Annotated in this window: 17 protein-coding genes and 1 pseudogene; 13 read left to right on the top strand and 5 right to left on the bottom strand. The window is 48.7% G+C overall.

Translation table 11 applies throughout. The annotated features are described in order from the left end of the window. Positions 1-31: 31 nt before the first annotated feature. Positions 32-1,246 carry a replication protein A gene (locus C2M17_RS13950; protein ID WP_105201334.1) on the bottom strand — a complete coding sequence of 405 codons (1,215 nt, stop codon included), beginning with the start codon at positions 1,244-1,246 and terminating at the stop codon, positions 32-34. 786 nt (positions 1,247-2,032) lie between these two features. Between C2M17_RS13950 and C2M17_RS13945 the strand changes: the two genes are divergently transcribed. The 6 genes from C2M17_RS13945 to C2M17_RS13920 all read left to right on the top strand — a co-directional run bounded on the left by C2M17_RS13945 (position 2,033) and on the right by C2M17_RS13920 (position 11,667). Further along, positions 2,033-3,271 carry an AAA family ATPase gene (locus C2M17_RS13945; protein ID WP_105201333.1) on the top strand — a complete coding sequence of 413 codons (1,239 nt, stop codon included), beginning with the start codon at positions 2,033-2,035 and terminating at the stop codon, positions 3,269-3,271. Positions 3,272-3,280: 9 nt separating this feature from the next. Then, on the top strand, positions 3,281-4,246 hold the full coding sequence (locus tag C2M17_RS13940; RefSeq protein ID WP_105201332.1) for a transcriptional regulator: 966 nt from the start codon (positions 3,281-3,283) through the stop codon (positions 4,244-4,246). A 142-nt stretch (positions 4,247-4,388) separates the two neighbouring features. After that, complete coding sequence (locus C2M17_RS13935) at positions 4,389-7,430, top strand: DEAD/DEAH box helicase (RefSeq protein ID WP_105201331.1); 3,042 nt, start codon at positions 4,389-4,391, stop codon at positions 7,428-7,430. Positions 7,431-7,779: 349 nt separating this feature from the next. Continuing rightward, entirely contained in the window at positions 7,780-9,072 is a 1,293-nt protein-coding gene (gene rmuC, locus C2M17_RS13930; RefSeq protein WP_442792611.1) for a DNA recombination protein RmuC, read from the top strand. A gap of 261 nt (positions 9,073-9,333) precedes the next feature. After that, a complete protein-coding gene (locus tag C2M17_RS13925) occupies positions 9,334-11,019 on the top strand; it encodes a substrate-binding domain-containing protein (protein ID WP_105201329.1) in 1,686 nt (561 codons plus the stop codon). Positions 11,020-11,070: 51 nt separating this feature from the next. Further along, positions 11,071-11,667 carry a hypothetical protein gene (locus C2M17_RS13920; RefSeq protein ID WP_105201328.1) on the top strand — a complete coding sequence of 199 codons (597 nt, stop codon included), beginning with the start codon at positions 11,071-11,073 and terminating at the stop codon, positions 11,665-11,667. A 304-nt stretch (positions 11,668-11,971) separates the two neighbouring features. On the opposite strand, the gene C2M17_RS13915 is transcribed toward C2M17_RS13920, so the two are convergent. Further along, a complete protein-coding gene (locus C2M17_RS13915) occupies positions 11,972-13,576 on the bottom strand; it encodes an isocitrate lyase (RefSeq protein WP_105201327.1) in 1,605 nt (534 codons plus the stop codon). A 212-nt stretch (positions 13,577-13,788) separates the two neighbouring features. Here C2M17_RS13915 and C2M17_RS13910 point away from each other — a divergent pair, with 212 nt between their 5' ends. Continuing rightward, on the top strand, positions 13,789-15,963 hold the full coding sequence (locus C2M17_RS13910) for a malate synthase G (RefSeq protein ID WP_105201326.1): 2,175 nt from the start codon (positions 13,789-13,791) through the stop codon (positions 15,961-15,963). A 72-nt stretch (positions 15,964-16,035) separates the two neighbouring features. Here C2M17_RS13910 and C2M17_RS13905 read toward each other — a convergent pair whose 3' ends face one another. Both C2M17_RS13905 and C2M17_RS13900 read right to left on the bottom strand, forming a co-directional pair. Beyond that, positions 16,036-16,761 carry a YebC/PmpR family DNA-binding transcriptional regulator gene (locus C2M17_RS13905; protein WP_105201325.1) on the bottom strand — a complete coding sequence of 242 codons (726 nt, stop codon included), beginning with the start codon at positions 16,759-16,761 and terminating at the stop codon, positions 16,036-16,038. Between the two features lie 123 nt (positions 16,762-16,884). Then, the gene (locus C2M17_RS13900; protein WP_105201324.1) at positions 16,885-17,481 is read right to left on the bottom strand and encodes an HAD family hydrolase; all 597 of its coding nucleotides are present in this window, start codon (positions 17,479-17,481) and stop codon (positions 16,885-16,887) included. A gap of 399 nt (positions 17,482-17,880) precedes the next feature. Between C2M17_RS13900 and C2M17_RS13895 the strand changes: the two genes are divergently transcribed. The 5 genes and pseudogenes from C2M17_RS13895 to C2M17_RS13875 all read left to right on the top strand — a co-directional run bounded on the left by C2M17_RS13895 (position 17,881) and on the right by C2M17_RS13875 (position 23,863). Continuing rightward, positions 17,881-18,120 (top strand): hypothetical protein, encoded by a 240-nt coding sequence (locus tag C2M17_RS13895; RefSeq protein WP_105201323.1) that lies wholly within the window; start codon positions 17,881-17,883, stop codon positions 18,118-18,120. Between the two features lie 172 nt (positions 18,121-18,292). Further along, a complete protein-coding gene (locus tag C2M17_RS13890; protein WP_105201322.1) occupies positions 18,293-19,510 on the top strand; it encodes an exonuclease SbcCD subunit D C-terminal domain-containing protein in 1,218 nt (405 codons plus the stop codon). Then, entirely contained in the window at positions 19,500-22,034 is a 2,535-nt protein-coding gene (locus C2M17_RS13885) for an AAA family ATPase (RefSeq protein ID WP_105201321.1), read from the top strand. The genes C2M17_RS13890 and C2M17_RS13885 overlap by 11 nt, the downstream gene beginning before the upstream one ends. Positions 22,035-22,693: 659 nt before the next feature. Beyond that, positions 22,694-23,161, top strand: a pseudogene (locus C2M17_RS16220) (SbcC/MukB-like Walker B domain-containing protein); the annotation flags it as partial. Between the two features lie 36 nt (positions 23,162-23,197). Beyond that, complete coding sequence (locus C2M17_RS13875; RefSeq protein ID WP_105201319.1) at positions 23,198-23,863, top strand: class I SAM-dependent methyltransferase; 666 nt, start codon at positions 23,198-23,200, stop codon at positions 23,861-23,863. A 6-nt stretch (positions 23,864-23,869) separates the two neighbouring features. Here C2M17_RS13875 and C2M17_RS13870 read toward each other — a convergent pair whose 3' ends face one another. Continuing rightward, entirely contained in the window at positions 23,870-24,400 is a 531-nt protein-coding gene (locus C2M17_RS13870) for a DUF6942 family protein (protein ID WP_105201318.1), read from the bottom strand. Positions 24,401-24,499: 99 nt separating this feature from the next. On the opposite strand from C2M17_RS13870, the gene C2M17_RS13865 reads away from it, so the two are divergent. Continuing rightward, positions 24,500-25,024 carry a lipocalin family protein gene (locus C2M17_RS13865; RefSeq protein WP_105201317.1) on the top strand — a complete coding sequence of 175 codons (525 nt, stop codon included), beginning with the start codon at positions 24,500-24,502 and terminating at the stop codon, positions 25,022-25,024. Position 25,025 lies beyond the last annotated feature (1 nt).

The raw sequence follows: 25,025 nt of genomic DNA, 5'->3' as shown, positions 1-25,025 counted from the left end.
ATGTGGGCTTTTCTATTAGAGCAGACAAGGATTACTTTTCGACTATTTCTTCAAGCCTTTCTTCATCTATGATCTCTGCATTTTCGACAATGCGTTTGCCACCTTGTATTTCGATACGTTTGTTTTGCTTATTCAAAGTAAGAATTTCTTCGCAAAACTCATCGGACGGATGCATTTCGTAAACATAATCGATAATTTTCCCGGTTGATTCCTCTTTCACATTGGAAATGCTGTAATCGGAAATGGCACCCTTGTCGATTAGGTCTTTCATGGTTGTTGTCATATCACGGCGCAGGGCTTTTAATTTATTGTCGGTGATCTTGTCATCGGCATAGATTGAGCCATATTTTTCCATAATAGACAGCAGACGGAAGTGGTAGGTCTTGCCCGGCGCTGCGTAGCGCCATAAGTGATACAGGCGCAACATCATCCAGCGCGATAATCCGCGTTTCAGTTCTTGCGCGCGGTTAAAGTAATAACCTTTATATTCCAGGTTATCTATCATGTTGTGAACAAAAGCGTTTAAACAGGCCACACATTTTACATTGCCGCCCTGCCCTTTCTTACCACTGAAATGTAATGAGGATAAGAAGTTCATATTCGACTCATAAAATGAATCGTCAATATTGGAATTCTTGGTATCGGTCGCCGTGTACTTAAAGGACAACTTGGAACCTTGCAGGGCTTCCAACGATTCTTTAATTTGCGGGTACGGCATCGACTGACCTACGGCCTTGAGCTCCTGGGCCAATTCATTCATCGAAAAGATAACCGCGTACTGGATACCCGATTTAAAGTTGATTTTGACTATCTTGCCTTTGGACGCCAATCGAATTAAGGCGCGCTCAACTTTTTCTTCTCTGTCAGATGGCCATACCAGGCATTCAACTTCTTCGCCTTCTTGACGAGTACTGACCACCGCTGGGGTAATTTTAATTTCCCCCTCATACAGTATGCCATCTACTTTTTCCGAGATTCGGCGAGTAATAATGGTTTTCTTCGGTGCATCTTCTAGCGGCAATTTTTTATGACCGGAACGGACGAAGCGCCCCCAAAGATCATAATGATTGAAGGTATTAGAGTAGGCTCTTAATCCATGTACAGAACTTTCGATTGAAATGCGCACATCTTTATTGTCGGTGAACAATGCCAGATTTTCGTTATCCGTTGCACTTTCAACGCCATTGATCTGGCCTCGCAAAGAGTCTGGTAAGTTTTCTACCGAGATATTAACCTTGCGGTTCATTGTTATTTTCCATTGCTATCGATGCCAAAGGTAATATCAACACATAATACGAAAAAAGTTAATCATCTATGTTAGTAAAAAACTGATCCAAGTTCGAGTTTCATGGTTTGGATCACTTTTTTACTAACCTTAGGCGATTAAACGTTCAGTTTGAAACTTTTGGGATCAGATTTTTATTAACTCATGGGTTATAGATCATCTTTTTACCAAGTGCGGCATCAGATTTTTTGTATTTTTGTTCTTTCATTTAAAGAATCGCGGTTTTTTTGGTCATTATTGGTCTTGTAAACGCCAGCCTTGTGTATAACTGAGCAAGCGCTTGGTAGAGATCTGATCTATAGCAGGTAAAGATCAGATCTTTACCTAGATATCAGTGCCTTAGTTACCTGATTATGTGTATAACTAGGAGCAAATGGTTAGTAAAAAAATGATCTAACCCGGTGTTTTTGTGAGTAACCTTGTACGTAAGCTGTGCATAACTTAAAGCGAAGATTTTCACTTACTATAATGTTGATCCATGACTTGGTAGGAATCAGATCTATACCAAGTAAAATGATGATCTAAGAAAAATATTAATATCATTAAAAAACAATTAGTTAGAATGGATATTTCCTGCCTTAGCCTTTATATACCTATATATTTAAACGAATCTAATCTAGTTATTACCTTATAGGAAGTTTTCAATCAAAATGTCTTTCTTGTTTTTAATGCAATGTCGCCTAAAATATATGTTTACAGCTAAAGAAGTGGACATTATACTCATGGCTTAAACTTAGGGATGCAAGTATGACAATAAAACAAAGTGCGCTAAGAACCTACCAGTTACTTAAGGCTACGGCCGATGTTGCTGAAAAGTCACTCGAAGGACGTATTCAACATTATCGAGCCCATCTCAAAGCAGAAGAGAAAGAGCTTCGAACCTATACTCAAAAGGCCGCCGCCGATCTATTAGGTTGTAATAACCGTACCTTAAAACGACGTCATGATCAGGGTGATTTCGATCACATTGAAATTCGCCGTGGTGCCAATGGTCATTATGCCTACACATTAGCGAACATCTATCGCATGGCCGAAGTGATGGGCATTGATGCCGATCATCGTCAAGTTGATGATAAACTTCAGGTTATTGTTATTAATTCACTGAAAGGTGGATGTGGTAAAACGACCAGTATGGTTAACATCGCCGCCGCACTTGCAACCACGAATATTAAACGCTACCGCATTGGCATTATCGATTTAGATCCGCAAGGATCCTCATCAAGCTTTTTCCCACCGGGTGAACCCGATCCCATAACTGTGGGTGATCTGATGCGTGATTGTATCGAGCTTGACGAAAACGAAACCTGGGAAGGGATCGTCAGCGATGCATTTTTAAAAACCCATATCCCTAATATTCGCATCCTACCATCGGGCATGGATGATTTTTACTTCGAGCACGAGACAGCCACGGCACTGCGTGAAAGTGGTGATTATGGGCAAACGCGCCATTACCATAAGTTATTGGAAAAGGTCATTGAGCCGGTACAGGATCAATTCGATATTATTTTGATCGATACGGCACCATCACTTAACTTTATGTTTTACAACGCATTAATGGCTTCAACTGCGATGCTTATCCCGGTGCACCCGGAAGCTGTCGACTTTGATGCGAACAATAAATACCTTAAGCGCCTGGGTGAGATTTATCACACCGTGGCCGCCCTAGGTCATGATGGTTGGGACTTTATGCAGTTCCTAGTTACCAACTATGTTAAAGGCAACCATTCCCAACGCGACATAGTTAAAGATGTGCGCTCTGCGTTCGGTCGTCAGGTAATGAGCTATCCGATAAACCATAGCAGTGCAATTACCGCAAGTTCTTCGTCGTTCAACACCATTTTCGATCAGAAAACCTCTGACAGTTTGGCTAGCCGAGAGTCCTTGGTTAAGGCTCAGGAAAACGTGAAAGACGTGGTTGATGAATTAGAAATGCTTATTCGTTCCAACTGGGCATCGACACAATCACAACTTAAGGCAGCACAGTAAGGCATTATCATGGCAAAGAAACGTAAGAACGACACCCGCATAGACCCGTTTGCAACTGCAGTAGAAAGTAGCAGCCTAGATCAATTACTGGCCCAAGCTCAGGCCGGGGATGTGATCAGTATGCCGGCGCCGAGCGATCCTAACCGCACCATTCGCCTCACTTGCCAGGTGATTGCCCATCAGGATATTGAACAACGCACCAAGGTCTACGGCAAGAACCGCCGTGTCCAGGCGCTCCTGACAGAAAAGTCGGTGGCCGATATTCTTCCTGCCATTCGCGATGATGGCCGTAACCAGCACCCAGCACTGGCTTGGGAGCAGAATGGCGAGCTTTTGGTTTTGGCCGGCTCGCGTCGTCGTAAGGCTTGTATGCTGGCACCGGCGGATTATCTGGTATTAAGCTCTAGCGATTTTAACGATGAAGATGCGAAGATCCTCGCGGTTTCTTCGGATCAATATATAGCCCCTAGTTTATGGGAGCTGGGCCAGGCCTATGCATCGACGCGTGAAGAGTTGAAGGAGCAGGGTAAAAAGGGCTCGTATCGCGAAATCGCTCAGTTAGAAGGTGTTTCACACACAGCCATTGCCGATGCCATTAAAGCCTTTGAATGCCTTCCTAAGGATGTGTTGGCGCTCTACCCTACCGCCAACCATGTTGGTCGTGAAGTGGCTAAGAAGCTTATCCAGGCGCAAGATAAAGACGGCAGTGCCTTTAACGAACGTGTTGCCGATTGCCGTGCTCAATTTGCACAAACCGGCTTCGATAGCGACGACAAGGCTGCGCTTGCGGTAACCAAATACCTGTGTGAAGCGCCGCAAGGGACAAAGCGCAACGAGGACATTAAACTCGCCAATGACTTTGTGCGGATCCAAAAGCACAGTAAAAATGGTGATCTAACGATCAGGATCGACAATAAGATAATGACAGAGAAGCGCTTTATGCAACTGGCTAAAATGCTGGAAAGTTTTAATTAAGCTACTTTGCCTTATTGTTTTTAAGCCTGGGCTTTGAACCGGGCTTTTTTATGCCCTCAATTCGCCTGAGTTCCACGCTCTGGGGCTTTTTCACCATGTCGAAAAGCGATATACTGGCCTATTTCAGTAGTTGGATTGGACCATGGCCGCATCGTTTACCAAAGAGGATTTGCTCGCAGTCTTTGCCGAGATCAATGCCGAGCCAGCTCCTTTGCCATTGTCCGAGCAGGCGCTGAAGCAGCTATTTAGCAAGGGGGTTTACAGTCGCGCCCAGCAAATGCTGCGTGATGAGCAAGTGCTTTGGGTAAAAAGCAACGAGGACTACAGCCGTATCGAGGCTCAGGTGCTCGATGATGACGGTACCACCTATGATCAGCATATCCAGCTTCAGTTTGGCGAGCACACTCAGATAGAAGCCCACTGTAGCTGTCAGGCCAAGGTGCGCTGTAAGCATGTGGCCAGCGCCTTATTGCAACTCAAACTCCAAAGTCAGGGCGAATTTGCTCACCAATATCAAATAGACGATTGGTTTTGTGTTTTGGCCCAGCATGACAGCGAGCCAGCCGAAGGCCAGCAACAGGTTTTGTTAGTCGAGCTGCACCCACATCAGAACGAACTTCAACTTCAGGCCAAGATGGCACCCAATACCGAAGCGGGTTTGCAGTCTCAGGGCCGAGCGCTGAGCGAGCAGCAAAGCCATACTCAGGTTACCCCAAAAGGGCTTGATGAAGGCGATTTTCGTCTGTTTAGCTGGATACGCTCGCAAAACCTCCCCGGACAAGCCCTGCTTTATGGGCACTGGGGCGCCCGTGCCTTGGTGCAATTACTTGCCCGCGCCCGTCTGTTTTTTGAAAAGCAGCGCCAGCCTCTGCTTTTGGGTAAGCCGCAGCAGCTGCAATATCAGTGGCTACGCCATGAGGGCAAGGCGAAATTAACCTGCAATATCGCCGACTTTGATGCCGACAGAGTATTTAATACCGCCCCGCCCTACTACCTTGATAGCAGCAAGAATCAGATAGTGGCCTTGCATACCCATCTGTCTGGCTCGCAGATCAAACAGTTGGCACGCTTTCCTGAGGTGAATGAGGAAGATGTTAGTGCTTTGTCACAGCGTCTTGACGATGAGCTCGCCCTTTCGTTGAGCAAAGGCGAAAAAAAAAAGCCTAAGCTAGGCTTTACCCTGCGCTTTATGCGCACATCTGCGCCTTATCTTATTGCCGTTGAAGGACAAGCACCAACTCAGGCCAGCCTGGCTAATTTAGGTCTTGAGCCATGTAAAGGGCCTTTACAGCAAGAGTATCAAGTAATTATTGCCGACACCTTGCAAGAGCAGCAATGGCTCTTTGAGCTTGAGCAAGAGGTTCAGAACCTGGGAGGAAAGGTGATTTCCTTGCCACGTCAGCGCCAGCAAACCAGCGCTGTGCTGACACCCCATCTGGTTATCGATAAGCTTCAGGGACATCGTTTCCTGGTGCGCTTTGAGTTGCACCACAAGCAAAAGGTCTTTATTTTAAGCGCCGAACAACTGGCTAATAATGCCAACTACAGTGCTCATTATTGTTATTTAGAATGTGACGGCCAGTTATGTGTCATAACTAGTGAGGCCGCAAAACTGATGCTCAGTTATCTGCAACGTTTTGCCAGCGCTAAAGAGAAAAGTCTTTGTTCCATTCCGCGCAGCCTGTATCCCCAGTTAACCGAGCAAGCTCACTGGCAGTTATCGGTTGCAACCTCTTTGGCACCCTTATTACAAAAGCCTACTTTGAGTTCATTGCAGCCGGTTAAACTGGCGCCCAATGTACAATTGCGAGAGTATCAGCAAGCCGGAGTCAACTGGCTGCAACTGCTTTCCTTGCAGGGGCTAGGCGCCGTGCTCGCCGATGATATGGGCCTGGGTAAAACCCTGCAGGTCATTGCCTATCTCAGTACCCTGAAACCTCGTACCGGTCGACCACATCTGATCCTCTGCCCTACCAGTTTGATTGGTAACTGGTGTAACGAGATTAAGCGCTTTTGCCCACAATTGTCGGTACAAGTGGTAGCTGGCAATAACAGAACCATCATGTTGCAGCAGTTGGCCAAGTATGAGGTGCTCATCACTACTTATACCCTGTTTAAACGCGACTTTGCCTTTTATCATGGGGTTGAATACCACACCCTGGTCTTGGACGAAGCGCAGGCCATTAAAAACGCTCAGTCTCAGCTTAGTCAAAAGGTTAAGCAACTAAGGGGACAATTTCGTCTTGCCTTGAGCGGCACCCCCTTTGAAAACAACCTGCTAGAGCTTAAATCCGTATTCGATTTTGCCATGCCTAGCCTGCTTGGCTCTGATAACCAGTTTAAGGCGAACTTTTTAGACCTTGAACAGACGGGTAAAAATGCCCTTAAAGAAACGGTGCGCCCCTATTTACTGCGCCGTGCCAAGGCAGATGTGCTGAGCGAACTGCCGAGCAAAACCGAGTTGGTTAAACAGCTCGATATGCTTGAAGATCAAGCCAATGTGTATCAGGGCTATCACAGCGCCCTGCACCAAAAGCTCAGTCATCTGGTTTCCACTCAGGGCATTGGCAAAAGCAAGTTGCAGTTTCTCGACGCGCTTTTAAAACTCAGGCAAATTTGCTGTCACCCGGGGCTGGTTGACCCTAGTTATCAGGGCGGCAGTGCCAAGTTGCAATGGTTGCAAACCCATTTACCCCAGATGCTGGAGCAAGAGCATCATGTGATTATTTTCAGCCAGTTTACTTCCATGCTCAGCCTTATTGGCGCGCAGTTACAGGATATGGGCATAGACTATGCGTTACTGACCGGGCAAACCCGAGACCGCCAGCGTCAGGTTGATGACTTCCAACAAGGACGTAAGCGGGTGTTTTTGATCAGTTTAAAGGCCGGAGGCAGCGGTTTAAACCTGACTCAGGCGGATACCGTGATCCACTTCGACCCCTGGTGGAACCCGGCGGTGGAGCACCAGGCTACAGACCGAGCCTATCGCATGGGGCAAGACCGCTCGGTATTCGTTTATAAGCTGATCTTGGCGGATTCTGTAGAGCAACAGGTACAGGCCTTGGCCGAGAAGAAACGCCACCTGGTGGATGAGTTCCTCAATGGTAGTTTATTATCAGATAAAAAAATTGATGATAATCAACTGCTTGAAATGCTGAATCTAGAAAAAGAAGAAAAAGTTTAAATTTTCCTGAACTTTCTCCCGCACCGGGACTCTACTATTATGCTTGCGATGCAAGCACCCTATGTTGATTTCCCTGATTATTATGATTTTAAGGCCAGCTTGATTAGCTGGCTTTTTTTTTGCCTGAAATTCCCAAAAAGCCGTTGTAGGTCGGGATTTATCCCGATAAAAGTATGATTTTGTTGAGGTGTCGGCGCAGAGCACCGACCTAGATTACTTACTTTCCTGATAAAATTGGTATTATCACTCTATACATAACAATAATTAATGCGGGATCAATATGCTTTCCTTGTTTTCCCAAAGCTCACCTGTGTTGCTTGGCGCCCTTGCTGCGCTGGCTTTATCTTCGATGACCTTGGCCTTTGTATTGTTGCGCGTTCAAGGGCGTTTACGCGCTGCGTTGACTCATAACAATGAACTGCAACAGCAAGCGCACGGCGCCGAAGTGCGTACCTCTGAGCTAAGCCGTCAGGCGGCAAGCGAACGTGAAAAGGGCGAGCAATTGCAGCAAAAAGTGACCTTGTTACACGGTCGCTATGAATCCCTCAAGGCAACCCTGGAGCAAAAGGAAACGCACTTTGCGCAGCAACTCAGCTTATTGCAAGATTCCAAAGAAACCCTGAAAAAGGAATTTGCCCTGCTCGCCAATCAGGTCTTTGAAGACAAGTCGCAACAGTTTAAGCACCTTAACCAGGAAAATATGGAACAGTTGCTTAAGCCGGTGCAGGGGGAGCTCAGAGGCTTTCGCGACAAGATGGAGCATATACACGCTCAGGAATTGCAGCAAAGAGCCGCATTGAAAACCGAGCTGCAACATCTGCAAAAGCTCAATCAATCGATCACAGAGCAGGCGCAGAGGCTCTCTACGGCGCTACAGGGGCAAAAGAAGACACAGGGTAACTGGGGCGAACTTATGCTGGAGAACGTGCTCGACAGCGCCGGTTTGCGCCTTAATCAGGATTATCGCCGTGAGGTAAGCTTCGACTCCCCCCTTGGCCGATTGCGTCCAGATGTGGTGGTGTATTTGCCGCAACAGCGCCATATAGTTATCGATGCGAAAACATCCCTTAACGCCTACACCCGTTATGTGAATGCCCAAACTGAGCTTGAAGCGCAGCAGGCCTTGGGTGAGCATGTGCAGGCGGTAAACGAGCGCATTAATGAGCTCGCGAGCAAGGACTACCACCGCCTTGAGCAATTAAATTCGCCTGAGGTGGTGATCATGTTTATGCCCATCGAAAGCGCCTTTGTCGAAGCCCTTAAGTTTCAGCCCGACCTTTATCAGCGCGCCATTGAAAAGAATATTCTGGTGGCCACCCCGACTACCTTGCTCACCAGCCTGAACATAGTAAAGCAATTATGGCGTTTTGAAGATCAATCCAAGCACACTCAGGAACTGGCTAAACGCGCTGAGCGTTTTTATAGCAAGCTCAATTCCTTCTTAGTGTCCATGGAAGGCGTGGGGAAACAGCTTGATAAGGCGCGGGAAACCTATGATAAAGCGTTTTCTCAGCTCTACAGCGGTAAGGGCAACCTGATCAAGCAAGCCAATGAATTTAAGGAGCTGGGTGTGGCGGTGCAAAAGGAGTTACCCGAGTCTTTGCGCGAAAAAGCCGAGCTTGAGCTAACACACAGCGACTAATGTACCTGTATGTCTGCCCTACCAGTTTTGGTCAGGGCAGGTCATTGTGTGTGACGGAGGATAAAAAGCACCGCCAAATTTGGCGATACCCAAAGCAAACTCATCAATTTAGATAGTAAGCTCCATCCTTTAAATGTACATATTTTAGGTAATTTATTGATTTTCAATAAAAAGAGATAAACGTAAACCCCCTTTACGTTTCATAAAACTGTCATTTTTCTGTTTTATTCTTAGCCCCAAAATTGAACATGGGCTTAACACATGACATCAGCACATCAACAGAACTTCATCGCACAGCTAAAACAACTACAAAGCTTGGCGCAAAATAAATTTGGCATTGATATCGCTACGGAAAAGTTTATCAATGATGATAACTACCGTGATTTGGTACTTAACGAGCTGGGTTTGCTCGGCGACAGTGAACTTAATGCGGTTATTAATGCACTAAAACAACCCGCCGCTGCGGCTACCCAGGCTGAGCCAAAGGCGGAAAGCAAGAAGCCACTGGCTCTAATCTTTACTTCCATCACAGCAGCAATAGCCCTTGGCGTGGCCAGTTACACCATGTTTGCGGGCAAGCCAGAGGTTGTGGTGACACAGGCTCCAGTGCAAGGCACAGAGCAAGCACCTGTACAAACTCAAACCACCGCTACGGTAACCGCAGCCCCTGCGGCGCAGGTGCCGGCAGAGCCGCAAGCACAATTGGCATTTCGTATTCACGGCTCTAACACCATAGGTGAAAAACTGGCGCCGGCGTTAATCGAAGGCTATTTAACAGAGCAAGGTGCCAGTGATTTCACTTGGCAACAAGGTGATGTGGCGGTAGAGCGCGAGCTTCACTATCGCTTAGCCGATAAACCTTACTATATTGAACTGCATGCGCACGGCTCAAGCACCGGCTTTGCCGATGTGCAGGCGGCCAAAGCTGATGTGGCTATGGCATCGCGCAAGGTAAAAGATAAAGAAGTGGCCAGTCTAAAAGATCAATATGGTGACTTCAGCCAGGTGGGTAATGAGCACATTATCGGCCTTGATGGTCTGGCGGTGATTGTGAACCAAAACAACCCTATCAGCCACTTGACCACACAGCAACTGGCGGACGTTTTTTCTGGCAAGATCACTAACTGGCGTGAGCTAGGCGGAGCGTCGGCGGCCATTAATTTGTATGCCCGTGATGCTAAATCTGGTACCTGGGATACCTTTAAAAACCTGGTTTTGAAAAAGCACAGCGCTAAACTAAGTAATAACGCCCAGCGTTTTGAGTCCAGCTCTGAGCTATCACAACTGGTGTCGCAGGATGAGCACAGTATCGGTTTTATCGGCCTTAACTACATAGTGCACAACAAAGCGGTAGCCATCTCTGAGGGTGAGCAAACTGCGCCTATCTACCCTACCCGCTTTACCATAGGTACTGAGGACTATGCCTTGTCACGTCGTTTGTATCTGTATACACCGACCACGGCTAACATGTTCGTTAAGAACTTTGCTCATTACGCTATCTCATACCCGGGTCAGGAAATTGTGGCCGAGACAGGTCTAATTTCACAGAACATCCATGTTGAGCGGGTACAGGCACCGCTTACAGCTCCTGCGGTTTATAAGCAATATGCCAGCCAGGGCCAACGTCTGTCTCTTACCTTCCGTTTCGAGTTCGGCAGCGGCCAGCTTGATAACAAGGGTAAGCGCGACTTACAACGTCTGCTTGGCTTCTTAGAAGAGCACCCGGAAAAGCGTGTGGTACTAATGGGCTTCTCGGATAATTCCGGTGACGACGTGAAGAATAAAACACTGTCAACACAACGTGCTCGTTCGGTAGCCACCGAGCTTAGCGCCCGCGGTATTGGCGTATTTGACACCCAGGGCTTTGGTGAAGCTCTGCCGGTTGCCAACAACAGCACGGTACAGGGGCGTGAGCGCAACCGCCGAGTTGAAGTTTGGGTTTTGTAATAAAAGTTTAACAGTCGTCTGCTAGACTGACGACTCTCAACAGGAGGGCTTATGTTTGCAATATTAACGGATCATCATAATCTTACTCGTGCCTTTGCGCGCTTAAGCATGCTTGAAGCTATTCGCGTCAAGCGCAATGTGGATCAGGTTTTTACCGACCTTAACATGCCCTCCGCAGCACTGATTGAAAAAATGCGTGAAGAAGGCTTGCTGGGCTCGCTGAGTACATCTATGTCGAAGCCGGACCACCTGACCTCACAGTCGGTCTTGCAAAACCATCTTAGCCAGCTGTTTTTGGATTACAGCAAGCTTAAGCAAACACTTGAACAGTTAAGCTTAGCCGAGAAGATCTGTTGTAAAGAAACTGTGGATATTGCCATGCTGGCGCTTAATCTGCCCTCGGACTCTTTAGCCGATATGATGGCGCAAGAAGGCGTGTCGGTAGATCATATTGCCCCGCAAGATCCACATCAGCAACAGCTTGATTCTGTGCGCGCTCGTTTAAACCAAGCGGCACAAAAAACCGCATCGCAGGACGCTCAGAGTGTGCGTGAGCGCCTTAACGCGCTTGCCCAAGGTGACAACCCAAAGCCTAGCACCGCCGAAGAAGATAATTCTGTGGTGCCTCTGCGTCGCCATCAAGCCTAATTTAAACACTTGCACTGGACCAAAAGGCCGTCATTAGTACGGCCTTTTTTAATGCCACCAGGATTGCTTTAGTAAAAAACCAGGTTAGTAAAAAAATGTTCCGGGATCCCCTGAGCAGTTAGTAAAATCTTGGTTTGTTCCTAAAAGTTATATCAAGACACTTGGTAAAATTTTGCTTTATGCTCATTTGCAGGGCCAATCAGCTTCTGTAGCGCCCCTTTGCTTTGGGCATTGCTCGACCTGGTTAAAAGCTGATCTCAATAAAAAAGGGCCATTCGGCCCTTTTGCTTGCAACACACAGTGGTTAGAACTGATTCATGGTATTGGCTTCACCGCCCGCTTTAAGCGCATTTTCACCGGAGAAGTATTCTTTATGGGTATCACCGATATTAGAACCTGCCAGGTCTTGGTGCTTAACCGAGGCCTGCTCGCGGCGGATTTCCTGACGTTGAACGTCGCGTACATAGGCCAGCATGCCCAAGTCACCGAAGTAACCTTCAGCAAGAATATCTGTGCTTAGTGCCGCCGTATGGTAAGTCGGCAAGGTGATCAGGTGGTGGAAGATACCAGCTTCACGGGCACCATCGCGCTGGAAGTTACGTACAAGTTCGTCGGCAGCAACCGCAAGCTCTGAGCTATCCAGGCTCGCATCCATCAACACCTTGGCATCCGCTGTTGGATCTGGATAGGCGCTTAGATCGCGGCCTTCAGCCTGCCATTGTGCGAAAACCTGCTCACGGAACTTCAATGTCCAGTTGAATGACGGCGAGTTGTTATACACCAGCTTGGCATTGGGTACCTGCTCGCGAACTCGATTTACCAGTTCGGCAATTTGCTGCACATTTGGCTTTTCGGTTTCGATCCACAGCAGGTCGGCGCCATGCTGCAGGCTGGTTACACAGTCTAGTACCACGCGGTCTTTCTCTGTGCCGGCGCGGAATTGGTAGAGGCCATTGTCCAAACGTACCGGCTTGCATAGTTGGCCGTTCAGTTTAATCGCCATTTCGTTGTCTTCCAGGTCATCTGCACCACTGATAGGTTGAGCATCAAGGAAGTCGATGTACTGGCTGGCCAAGTCGCCCGGCTCTTTGCTTACTGGGATTTTCTGCGTCAGGCTGGCACCCAATGAGTCGGTACGGGCCACGATAATGCCGTCTTCCACGCCAAGCTCTAAGAAGGCATAACGCACGGCGTTGATTTTCGCTAGGAAGTCCTCGTGCGGTACGGTTACTTTACCGGCCTGGTGACCACATTGCTTGGCATCGGATACCTGGTTTTCGATTTGAATGGCACAGGCACCGGCTTCAATCATTTTCTTGGCCAACAAATAGGTGGCTTCTTCGTTACCAAAACCGGCATCGATATCGGCGATAATAGGTACCACATGCGTTTCAAAATTATCGATTTGCGCTTCGATGGCCGAAGTGTCCGAACCGCTTTGCTGCGCCGCATCCAGGGCTTTATAGAGGTGATCCAGCTCACGGGCATCCGCTTGTTTTAAGAAGGTGTAGATCTCTTCAATCAGTGCCGGAACCGAGGTTTTCTCATGCATACTTTGGTCTGGAAGTGGACCAAACTCAGAGCGCAGCGCCGCTACCATCCAGCCGCTCAGATACACATAACTGCGCTTGGTGGTCTTTTGGTGACGTTTAATCGCCATCATCATTTGCTGCGCCGTGAAACCATGCCAGCAACCTAAAGACTGAGTATATTGGCTTGAATCGGCATCGTAAGCGGCCATGTCTTCACGCATGATTTTGGCGGTGTACTTGGCGATGTCCAAACCTGTTTTAAAGCGGTTTTGCAGCTGCATACGCGCCGCATAAACAGGGCTGATGCTGTTCCAGCGTTGACCATTTTGTTGGCATAGGGTAGCCAGGCTGTCTATCTGTGCGTTGTACTGTTTCATAGTCGGTATCCTTTGAACGTGTAATGGTTATGTTGTGCAACACCCTGTGTATGAGGTGGTCGCCTTGTACTTTTACCCTAGGCCGTTTTTCAAAGATTTATTAAATTTATAGTTGTTATTACCGCTATATTTTTAGTGAATAGGTTTTGTGTTCACATTCACATATTTTCGTTTACAGTGAAATAACACTTGTTCGATTAAAGGAATTGCTCATGACTCAGCGCATCTCGCACAGCGGCCTGTCTATTGACGCCACGCTCTATGAGTTTATTACTCAAGAGGTACTGCCCCAGACCGATATAGACGGTGATACCTTGTTCTCCGGTGTTGCCGATATTATCAAGCGACTTACTCCCATCAACAGAGCCTTACTGGCCAAGCGTGAGACGCTGCAGCAGCAGATAGATGCCTACTATCAGGGCAATACCGAGCATAATCTTGATGAATATACGGCGTTTTTGCGCGAGATAGGTTATCTGGTTGATAGCCCTGAGTCGGTGAGCATAGAAACCACCAACGTCGATGCGGAAATTGCCACCATGGCCGGCCCGCAACTTGTGGTGCCGGTGAGCAATGCTCGCTTCGCCCTCAATGCCGCCAATGCCCGCTGGGGCTCTTTATACGATGCCCTATACGGCAGCGATGTGATCGCCGAGGAAGAAGGCGCCGAGCAAGGCGGTGGCTATAACCCGGTGCGTGGCTTTAAGGTGATGGCTTATGCCCGTCAATTCCTCGACCAAGCCCTGCCCCTTAGCAGCGGCTCACATATCGAAAGTACCGAATACGCCATCAACAATGGTGAATTGGTTGTGACCCTGGGAGATTCTCAGCAGGTAAGCTTGCAAAACCCGGCTCAGTTGCTCGGTTTCCAGGGCCAGCCACAGCGTCCTTCCGCCTTGCTGTTCTGCCATCATGGCCTGCATTTTATTATTGCCATCGACCCGCATCATCGCATTGGTCGTGATGATAAGGCGGGTATTAAAGACATTATTATGGAAGCGGCGCTGACCACCATTATGGACTGTGAGGATTCGGTCGCGGCGGTGGACGGTGAAGATAAAACCAATGTGTATCGCAATTGGTTTGGTCTTATGATGGGTCAGCTGAGCTGCAGCTTTAACAAAGGCGGCGAGCAGCTTGAGCGTACATTGAACCCGGATCAGCAATTTACCAAGCTCGATGGCTCGCAACTCACCCTGCACGGGCGCAGCCTGATGTTTGTTCGTAATGTCGGTCATCTGATGACCAACCCGGCGATACTCGATAGTGAAGGCAATGAGGTGTTTGAAGGCATCATGGATGCCATCTTTACCAGCTTGTGTGCCCTGCCCGAGTATTACGGTCGTAGCAAGCTGGCGAACTCGCGCACCAAGAGCATCTACATTGTTAAGCCCAAGATGCATGGCCCAGAAGAAGTGGCCTTTACCGAGCGGCTTTTTAGCGAGGTAGAGCGTCTACTTGGACTTGAACAATACAGCATCAAAATGGGCATTATGGATGAAGAGCGCCGCACCTCGGTTAACTTAAAAGCCTGTATCGCCAGTGCCAAACAGCGCGTGGTGTTTATCAATACCGGCTTCCTAGACCGTACCGGCGATGAAATTCACACCGCAATGGAAGGCGGCATCGTCTTGCCTAAGGCGAAAATAAAAGAGCAGCCTTGGATTGACGCTTATGAAAAGCGCAACGTCAGCATAGGCCTAGAATGTGGCCTTAGCGGTAAGGCGCAAATTGGTAAGGGCATGTGGCCCATTCCAGATAAAATGGCCCTGATGATGGAGCAAAAGGTGGCGCATGTGCAATCCGGTGCTAATACCGCCTGGGTACCCTCCCCTACCGCGGCGACCTTACATGCTCTGCACTATCATAAGCTCGATGTATTTGCGGTGCAAAAATCCCTGCCGCCACTCGGTGAGGATTCGTTGGCGGCCTTGTTGACGCCGCCCATAGACAACGGCCAGCAATTGAGCCCGGAGGATATTCAACTGGAGCTCGACAACAATGCTCAGGGTATTCTCGGCTATGTAGTGCGCTGGGTCGAGCAAGGCATAGGCTGCTCTAAGGTGCCGGACATTAATAACGTCGGCTTGATGGAAGACAGAGCGACCCTGCGGATCTCCAGCCAGCATATTGCCAACTGGTTGCGTCACGGCGTGTGCTCCAAGGAGCAGGTGCACAACACCATGGCCCGTATGGCCAAGGTGGTGGATGAGCAAAATGCCGGCGACCCCAGCTATATTGCCATGGCCGCTGATGAGCAGTCGCTTAATGCCAGCTTTGCCTTCCAGGCAGCCTTGGATCTGGTGTTTAAAGGCTGTGAGCAACCCAGCGGCTACACCGAGCCCCTATTGCATCATTATCGTCGCCTGTTTAAGGAAGAGTCGTAAGAAGTGTAAACCCCCTTTACACAAAAAAGCCGGATTAATATCCGGCTTTTCTTTTTTGCGTGTTTGACGCTATTAGTTGTTCACAATGGCATTGTGATAGATGTTTTGCACGTCGTCGCAATCTTCAAGCATGTTCATAAACTTCTCAAAGTTGGCGATATCGTCTTCATCGGTGATCTCGATATGTGTTTGTGGCACAAAGGTGATCTCGTCGATTTCAAAGTTAATGCCATCGAATGCTTCGGTAAGTGCGGTTTTCGCCTTAAAGTATTCGGTGTGCGGCGCAAATACTGAAACCTTGCCGTCTTCTACTTCTATGTCGGTCACGTCTACATCGGCCATCATCAGCGCTTCTAACACGGCTTCGTCGTCATCGCCTTCAAAACCAAAGATCGCTAGGTGATCGAACATGTGTGCTACACAGCCCGGGCTGCCAATCTTTGAATCGGTTTTGGTAAAAGGAAGACGTACGTCCTTGATGGTACGGTTCGGGTTGTCGGTTAAACAGTCAACGATAACCATGCAGTTACCCGGGCCATAGCCTTCGTAACGAGCTGTTGAATAATCTTCGCCAGCGCCGCCAGCGGCTTTTTCAATGGCTTTATCTATTACGTGTGCTGGTACCTGATCTTTTTTCGCTTTATCCATCAAGCGACGAAGAGAAAGGTTGGTCTCTGGGTCAGCACCGCCGTTTTTTGCTACGACGTAGATTTCTTTACCGTATTTTGAGTTTACTTTTGTTTTTGCCGCAGCGGTTTTCGCCATGGCGTTTTTACGAACTTCAAACGCTCTGCCCATTTTCAATCTCTCAAGTTTGAATTTAATGCTTTGCACGATTTTAACAACTCAAGGCAAATTGGGCTAGTGTCATGTTTTTATAAAAGCGAGTAGCTAGTAGCAAAACCTAGAAAATTACGTTATTTAACATAACTCAACGAGTGCGGGTAATTCACTAAAGCAACGGATCACATAATCCGCCTGGGCCGCATAGTCGGGAATGCTGTGCGGCGCGTACAAGCAAGCGCGCATATTGGCATTATGGGCGGCCTGAATATCGTATTTATAGTCGCCTACGTAAAGCAGGTGCTGCACCGGCATCTGCCAACGTTCGGCAATATGCAATAAAGCACTGGGATTGGGTTTAGCGGGGGCATCATCCCGGGTCAGTACCAGATCTATGGGAATGGGATTTCGGCTCATCTTTATACCCGTGGCCTGCTCCGAGTTGCGTGTGACTATGGCCATGGGGATCTGTGCCTTATGCAGGCTGGCAAGGGACTGGGCGACCTGGGGTAGCAGCACGGCTTGTTCGGCGTCTGCCAGTTCATGGTCGAGTATTACCTGCTCTGCGTGGCGCTGACCATCGCTGTCCAGGCGGGTGATAAATTCGAGTATATCCTCGCCATGGGCGCAGTTTATTTGCTTACGAATAAGGGCAAAATCTAATTGTGAGCTAAATAAGGTGCCATCCATATCAAAAATAACGCCTCTTAATGGCACATTGTGGTATTTGCTCATAAAGATCCCCTAATACTAACTTCTGGTAAATGTTTAGCCGATACAGGCAATGTAGCAGTAACGGCTCTATATAGCGACCTTGGTTTTCATCCTTGCCAACCCTTCCCTTCTAAATCCTGTAACCGATAATAAAACCATATAAAACATATGGTTAGTTTTTAACTATTTACCTTGTTCCTAATTTAGTTACGAAAAGTGTAAAGGGGGTTGCCAGTGAATTAAGAAAATAATTTCTGCAAAGGTTGCAATTGGTATTTAATTAATTTTAGAATCCCCCACTTTTTTAATTCGTGAACAATAAAAATGGACCTCGGCCAGCAAAATAATGCCAGGCGAGATATAAAAAAGCGATGGAATGTTCACTTGATTCGCACATAGCAAAGTGTATGTGGTGGTGCTATGGATTTTTATGTCCTTAAAAAGAAAAACGAGTTAATTGCTATTCCCGCCGATGAACAGCATTGTAAGCAGTACCTGGACAATGGCTACTTTTATATAGATAAGGTAGCTGCCTGTGACGAGCGCACGGCGATAAGTCATCTGCAAAGCAAATACCAACGTAGCATACGTATTCCCATGCTGGTTCTGGCCATTGCCATACCGATTTTGGTGATCACCTGGTGGCAATTTACCCATTAATACCAATTCACTTAAATAGCTAACCATTCTAGCGGGCTAAATATCGTGCTCACGGCGTTTATCCAGCGCCATCTCTGATCACATACTTAACAGAATAGGTATAAAGCAATCGCCGCGATAACAAGTTTTCCATGATATAGTGAGGACATTATAAGTCTAATCACTTTATTTCATGCGCTTACTTCATACCTCTGATTGGCACCTTGGGCAGCTTTTCTACGAACATGAACGCATTGATGAGCATCAAGCGTTCTTAGCCTGGCTATTGACGCAACTGCGTGAGCAGGCAATCGATGTGCTGCTTATCAGCGGCGATATTTACCACACAGCGACGCCTCCTAGTCGCGCCGAAAAGCAGTTCTATCAGTTTATCGAAGCGGCAAAATCCGCTTGTCCTGAGCTGCAAATAGTAGTGATTGCCGGTAACCACGATTCCGCCAAACGGATCACCACGGCTGAATCCTTGCTGGCCCAGTTCGATACCCAGGTAATAGGTCATTATCAGCATCAGGCGCCGGAACTTAGTACGGTTAACATTACCAAGGGCGATCAGCAGTGCCTGATTTTAGCGCTTCCCTATTTACGAGCCTGCGATATCCCCAGCGCCAGCCTAAGCTACAGCACAGCTGTGCAGCAAGCCTACAGCAGTATGCTGGACAACAGCGAGTTTGATGGCCAAACCAATGTGATTGCCATGGGCCACTTGCATGCTCGTGGTGCTGCGGTCAGTGAAGACTCAGAACGCGCTCTGGTGATTGGCGGTGAAGATGCCATAGGCGCGGATGTATTTCCGGCTGAGGCCAGCTATGTTGCCCTTGGTCACCTGCATAAGGCGCAGACGGTAAATGGTCAGGAACGTATTCGCTACAGTGGCACGCCTTTCGCTATGTCTTTTAGCGAGCGTCATTACCGTCATCAATGCCTGCTGGTTGAAGTCACAGATGGTGCCCTGCAAAGTGTCAACCCCCTTTACATTCCGACATTCAGAAAGCTGCATCTGCTTCCCGAGGGGGAGGTAGTGCCGCTTACAGAGCTGTGTCAGCAGCTGAGCGCCCTGCCCGATGATAATGCACAACCAGGTTATATCCGCGTGCGTCTGTCGAGCAAAGAGCTGAGCACGGATTTTCGTGAGCAAATAGATGCAGCCCTTACGGGGAAAAACCTGCTGTTTTGCGGCATAGAAAGGGTACGAACGCAGCAGCAATCAAAGCAGGATGAAGTGGAATTTCAGGATCTCTCGCAACTTGAACGACTCGATGCGGCTCATCTGCTATCCGTTGCCCTTGAGGAGCACAGCGAGCTGAGTGAGCAGGATCTCAATGATGAAATTAAGACCTTGTTTTCCCAGCTGGTTGCCGACGTTGAGCAGGAGCTAAGCCATGAAGATTAATCGCCTGCAAATTCATAATCTGGCGTCCTTAGTGGATGCGGATATCGACTTTACCAAGGCCCCCCTGAGTGACACCGGCTTGTTTGCCATTACCGGCGATACAGGCGCAGGTAAAAGCACCCTGCTCGATGCCCTGTGTCTGGCCCTTTACGACAAAACCGCGCGACTTAGCAATGAGAACACCCAGAAGGTTGATTTCAATGGCGATAATGTGCGTCTGAACGACCCGCGGCATTTGCTTAGGCGCGGTACGGGTGTTGGCTGGGTTAAGGTCGACTTTAATGCCATAGACGGGCAGCAATATCGGGCCTTATGGCAGGTAACGCGCGCGCGTAAAAAAGCCCAGGGGCGGCTGCAAACACCAACCCATGTGCTTTATCAATTGCCCAGTGAGCAGCTGGTAAGCGATGCCAAGTCGGAAACAAAAAAGCTGATCGAGCGCTTAGTCGGCCTTAATTTTGATCAGTTTTCCCGCGCCGTGATGCTGGCGCAAAACGAATTTGCCGCCTTTTTACGGGCACAAGGCGACGAGCGCGCGGCGCTGTTAGAGCGCTTAAGTGGCACACAAAAGTATTCCCTCGTTGGTCAGCGGGTTTTTGAGGGCTACAAGGCCAAACTCAATGAAGTAACCTTGTTCCAGAGCAATATGAATGCCGTGCATTTGCTCAGCGACGAGGAACTTGCCGCTTTGCAGCAACAGCAGCGAGAACAGAATGCACTCCAGCAAAGCCGTAAACAACAAAGTAGTGCTTACCAGATGCAATTGCAGTGGTTTGCCAACGAACAAAGTATCACCGCCGAGCTACAGAATTTGCAGACGCAACTGACTCAGGCCACCGAGGGGTTACACTTAGCCCAAGGTGCTTTTAAACAGGCTGAGCTCAGCGCCCGTTGTCGACAAATCAGCGACAATATAAATAATACCGAGCGCTTGAGACAGCGCTTACAGCAAGATGAGCAGCGAATTGTTGCTTTACAAGGCTCAGACGCTCAGGCTCAATGCGAGCAGGCGCAGCAGATACAGCAACAGGCCGTATCCATCTATAGTCAGGCTCAGGCTCGCCTGAGTGAGCAAAAGCCGGCGCTGCAGCAGGCCATTACCCTGGACGCTCAGGTACAGCAATTGCGCCAGGGATTAGCACAGCAGCAAGAGCAAATAGTCGCTCAAAACCGCGAGCAGCATGAGCTACAAGGACAAGGTGCCAAGTTGCAACTTAGTGTCGAGCAATGTCAGGCGCAGTTACAACAAAAACTGACGCAGGCGAGCGCTCAACCCTGGCTTGTGGAGTTAGTAAAAAATCGCTCTCACTATCAGCATCTATGGCAGCCAATCACCTTGCATTCACAGCTCAGGGAACAAAAAAATACCCAGTTACAAGGGCATCAATCCGAGCTGACGAAACTTAACACTCGCATTGCGGAACTTACCGAGACGCTCACACGCACTCAGGAAAAAAACCTTGGCCAGGAGCAACGCATTGTGCAACTGGAACAAGAGCTAAAACACCAGTCTCCTGGGGCATTGCAGCAAAATATAGGCAGGTGGCAACAGGGTCTGCAGCATTATCGTCGCTGGCACGACTTGGGGCTTAAAATTGCTCAGTGGCGCCAGCAACAAGCGCATAATCAAGGGCTATTGGCGCAGTATCAGCAGCAGTTGAACGAGCGTCAAACCCAGCTGCCACTCTTGCAGCAAGAGGTAGCCAATGCTGAGCAGGCCTATAATCAGGTGCAGTTGCGTGCCAGTGAAAAGATCAGTGTTTTACGTACTCAGTTAAATGCCGGCGAACCCTGCATGGTGTGTGGCTCCTGTGAGCATCCTTTTGCAGTGGAAGCGGGCGAAAGCAGCCCCTTCGATGCCCTACTGGCGGACTTTGCCGCCCAGCTTAAGCTGGCTAAAGATAATTTGGATCAGTATTTAACCCACTGCCATGAGCTACAAACCTCGGCCCGATTAGCTGAGCAAGAGCTTAGCACTCTAGCCGCAAGCCTTATTCAAGCCCAGCAAGAGCAAGACCAGTTAGGTGCGCAGTTGGCACACTTTTGTCCTGAGCCGGGGCTGGATAAGTTGGCCGAGCGATACTTTAGCGACCAATTGCAAAGCTTGAATGACAAGTACCAGAGCGCCACGGCACTTGAACAGGAGTTAGTAAAATTGCGATCTGCGTTGCAGCAAGGGCGAACGCTTGCCGAGCAACAACAGCAGCAACAGCGCCTGTGTGAGCAGCAAAGCCAGCACTTACAGCTACAGTATCAACGCCTTAGTGATGAACTTGAAGCTGAGCAGGAGCGCAGCCAGGACAGTATTGCGCAATTAAAAGCGGTATTTTGCGAGGCGCCTTGGTGGCGTGATGAGCCAGCGTACCTCGCCTCCTGCTGGCCACAGTTGCAATTGCAGCTGCAAGAGTATGATCAGGAACAGCTTAAAATATCGCAACTAGAACAAAATGTTAGTGATACTAAACTGGAGTGGATCAGATTTTTACCAAGTTGTCGGCCTGCACCGCTCAACTGCAGCAATTAACGCGGCAAGAGCAACACAGTGGCGAGGAGATCAGGAATTTACTAACTCGTCGTCATGCCCTGCTCGCTCCCCAATTGCAGCCCCAGCAATTACTGCTTCAGCTTGAACAGGCCCTCGAACAAGGCGCGACTAGTCTGCAAGGGGCGCAGCAAGAATTGCAGCAGGCGCAAAGCAGGCTTGAGCGCGAACGCAATGAATATGAGCACTTGGTAAAAAATTGTTCTCAGTTACAGCAGGACTTAAGCGAACTGGAAACGGCCTTTAGTCATTGGTGCAGCGCCAATTTTGCTCCCGAAGACGAAATTGGCCGCGAGCAGATCCGAGTTTTACTAAGTCGCGATAGTGTTGAGGTTGATGCCCTGCTCGCTCAGCAGCAGACGTTGCAACAACAGCAGGTGCGCCTTGAAGCGCAATTGACACAAACGCAGCAGCGTCATAGTGCACATCAACAAGTGCGTCCAGAGCAAGCACAGAGTGATATAGAGGCACGCAAAGCGGCGCTTGATAATGACTATGAGCAGACTCAGCAAACACTGACTCTGATCGCCGCCAAGCTTGAGAATCACCGTCAGAATCTTGCCCAGCTGGCCGATCAGGCCGATCAACTGCAGCAGTTACAAGCCCAGCTGAAGACCTGGGCCACCCTTAACAGCGCCCTGGGTGATGCGCAGGGTAAGCGTTTGCGTAATCTGGTACAAAGCCAGACTCTGACTATTTTGCTCGCCTATGCAAACCAACATCTGCACTCCTTGTCGAAACGTTATCGCCTTACCCGTATCCCTAATACCCTGGATATTGCCATAATTGATCAGGATATGGCGGATGAGCAGCGCAGCGTTAATACTCTCTCCGGCGGCGAATCCTTCTTGGTATCGTTGGCGCTGGCACTGGGGCTCGCGTCCTTATCTTCGAACAAGGTGAAAATAGAGTCCTTGTTTATTGATGAAGGCTTTGGCACATTGGATGCTCAGACCCTGAGCGTTGCCATGGATGCGCTCGACAACCTGCAGGCGCAGGGGCGCAAGGTGGGGGTGATCTCCCACGTTGCCGAGCTCACGGAGCGGGTTGCCACGCAAATCAAGGTGGTAAAACGCCCAGGCGGATATTCGCAGATACGCTGTGAATGAGCTATAAGCTAAGAAGAGCCAAATTAAGGAACCATTATGCCCAGTTTTTTAGGTGACGAAGCCACTCACTACGACCAACGAATTCATCGCTTGGTGCCTGGCTACGATCTATTACAGCAGTTGACTCAGGCTCAGTGCCAGGCGGCGCTTAGCGAGGACGCTGAAGTGCTTGTGGTCGGCGTCGGTACCGGCTCTGAGATTCTGGCTCTAGCCAAGGCCAAACCTAAGATGCGTTTTGTCGTCCAGGATATTTCTGCCGATATGCTCAGCCTGGCGCAAAAGAGCTTCGAGCAGGCGGGGATCAGCGACAGGGTGCAGTGCCATTGTGGTAGCGTGGCGGAAATCGAAGGTAACTTCGATGCGGCCTTGTGTTTGCTGGTGCTGCACTTTGTCGCCGACAATGGCGATAAGGCCGACTTATTGAGCGCCGTACGCCAAAGGTTAAAGCCAAGTGCCTGGCTGTGGTTGGCGGATTTAATGAAGCCGCAAACTCCCTTCGAGCTAGACGCTCAGTTTGTCGTTTGCCAACAATTGGGACTGACCGATATAGGTGTAAAGCGCACCCGGCATAGCTTTGAACATGAGTTTTATCCGCTTGATCGTATTCGCCTTGCTGAGTTGTTGGATCAGACCGGCTTTGGTACTGCTCAGTGTTACTTTAAGGCCTTGGGCTTTACTGGCTATGCGATACGTTGCCAATAGCCTGATTTAGATGTAACCCGGAACCAGTTCCCGGATCAGCTGGCAGAGCTTATCGATTTTTACATTGCTAAGCTGACGATAGTCGAAATAAGGGCAGACCAAAACCCGGTTTGCCTGATCCACTGCAAACTCTTTGTCCAGCCAGATCAGATTTATACCAAGTGAGGGCTGTGCAGCCAGCTCCTGAGCATAGGTGCGACCGGCGATCACATGCAGGGCAGGGCTATTAAACTCGGGCGTACTGAACAACAAAGCCGTATTGCTGTGCTGGCGCAGCAGCAATTGATCCCGCAGTTGTTGCCAGCTTTGAAATTCCCCCAATCTCCCTTGCGTACCGTGCAAGGCAAACAGCCACTTGGCGTAGACATTAAACACCTTACGCCAGCCGTTGCCTGCTTCGGCATTGATCTTCTCTATGGCCTCTTTGTCTAAAGGCAACACGGTATGCAGTTGTTGAAACTCGACAAGGGGAGGGCGATTTTTCACATAAACGCGGATGGCAGCATCGGCGGCACCAAATCCTATAGCCTGCGGCATAATTTTCGCCTTGTTGTTAGTAAAATAGCGATCCAATTATACCCCTGACTGCGTACTCATCTAAAGTGATTACTAAGACTTATAAGCAAAGGAAAAACAATGAAAATCACCATAACTAATAAGATCATTATTTTACTAACCCTGTTACTGAGCGCCTGTACTTCCATGCCTGAGCAGGTAACGCCAGTGACTCCATTTGAGCTCTCCCGCTATAGCGGAACCTGGTATGAAATTGCCAGAATGCCGCATTCCTTTGAAGAAGGCTTGTCCAAGGTGACGGCTACATACAGCATAAATGACGATGGCTCGGTAAAGGTCTTAAACAAGGGTTTTAATGCCGAAACGGGGCAGTGGGCCAGTGCCCAAGGTAAAGCTAAATTTGTCGATGCGAGCGATGTTGGGCATTTAAAGGTATCGTTTTTTGGTCCCTTCTACTCCTCGTATGTGGTATTTAAGCTCGACCAGGATTCATATCAATACGCTTATATCAGCGGCTATAACACAGACTATGCCTGGCTTTTGGCGAGAACACCAAGCGTTGATCCGGCCCGTGTTGAAGACTTCAAAAGAGAATTAGCTGCGCGAGGCTTCGCTGTTGATAAGCTGATTTTGGTGGCGCAGTAAG

Source organism: Pseudoalteromonas sp. T1lg10, from assembly GCF_002964545.1.
In the GTDB taxonomy this organism is placed as follows: domain Bacteria; phylum Pseudomonadota; class Gammaproteobacteria; order Enterobacterales; family Alteromonadaceae; genus Pseudoalteromonas.
This window is presented reverse-complemented; position numbering and strand designations above follow the sequence as displayed.

What these genes read in the sequence shown, in the direction of transcription:
- C2M17_RS13875 (WP_105201319.1), top strand. Translation starts at nt 23,198, where the DNA reads ATGCCCAGTTTTTTAGGTGACGAAGCCACTCACTACGACCAACGAATT.
- C2M17_RS13890 (WP_105201322.1), top strand. Translation starts at nt 18,293, where the DNA reads ATGCGCTTACTTCATACCTCTGATTGGCACCTTGGGCAGCTTTTCTAC.
- rmuC (WP_442792611.1), top strand. Translation starts at nt 7,780, where the DNA reads ATGACCTTGGCCTTTGTATTGTTGCGCGTTCAAGGGCGTTTACGCGCT.
- C2M17_RS13905 (WP_105201325.1), bottom strand. Translation starts at nt 16,761, where the DNA reads ATGGGCAGAGCGTTTGAAGTTCGTAAAAACGCCATGGCGAAAACCGCT.
- C2M17_RS13885 (WP_105201321.1), top strand. Translation starts at nt 19,500, where the DNA reads ATGAAGATTAATCGCCTGCAAATTCATAATCTGGCGTCCTTAGTGGAT.
- C2M17_RS13895 (WP_105201323.1), top strand. Translation starts at nt 17,881, where the DNA reads ATGGATTTTTATGTCCTTAAAAAGAAAAACGAGTTAATTGCTATTCCC.
- C2M17_RS13945 (WP_105201333.1), top strand. Translation starts at nt 2,033, where the DNA reads ATGACAATAAAACAAAGTGCGCTAAGAACCTACCAGTTACTTAAGGCT.
- C2M17_RS13870 (WP_105201318.1), bottom strand. Translation starts at nt 24,400, where the DNA reads ATGCCGCAGGCTATAGGATTTGGTGCCGCCGATGCTGCCATCCGCGTT.
- C2M17_RS13915 (WP_105201327.1), bottom strand. Translation starts at nt 13,576, where the DNA reads ATGAAACAGTACAACGCACAGATAGACAGCCTGGCTACCCTATGCCAA.
- C2M17_RS13925 (WP_105201329.1), top strand. Translation starts at nt 9,334, where the DNA reads ATGACATCAGCACATCAACAGAACTTCATCGCACAGCTAAAACAACTA.
- C2M17_RS13935 (WP_105201331.1), top strand. Translation starts at nt 4,389, where the DNA reads ATGGCCGCATCGTTTACCAAAGAGGATTTGCTCGCAGTCTTTGCCGAG.
- C2M17_RS13940 (WP_105201332.1), top strand. Translation starts at nt 3,281, where the DNA reads ATGGCAAAGAAACGTAAGAACGACACCCGCATAGACCCGTTTGCAACT.
- C2M17_RS13920 (WP_105201328.1), top strand. Translation starts at nt 11,071, where the DNA reads ATGTTTGCAATATTAACGGATCATCATAATCTTACTCGTGCCTTTGCG.
- C2M17_RS13950 (WP_105201334.1), bottom strand. Translation starts at nt 1,246, where the DNA reads ATGAACCGCAAGGTTAATATCTCGGTAGAAAACTTACCAGACTCTTTG.
- C2M17_RS13865 (WP_105201317.1), top strand. Translation starts at nt 24,500, where the DNA reads ATGAAAATCACCATAACTAATAAGATCATTATTTTACTAACCCTGTTA.
- C2M17_RS13900 (WP_105201324.1), bottom strand. Translation starts at nt 17,481, where the DNA reads ATGAGCAAATACCACAATGTGCCATTAAGAGGCGTTATTTTTGATATG.
- C2M17_RS13910 (WP_105201326.1), top strand. Translation starts at nt 13,789, where the DNA reads ATGACTCAGCGCATCTCGCACAGCGGCCTGTCTATTGACGCCACGCTC.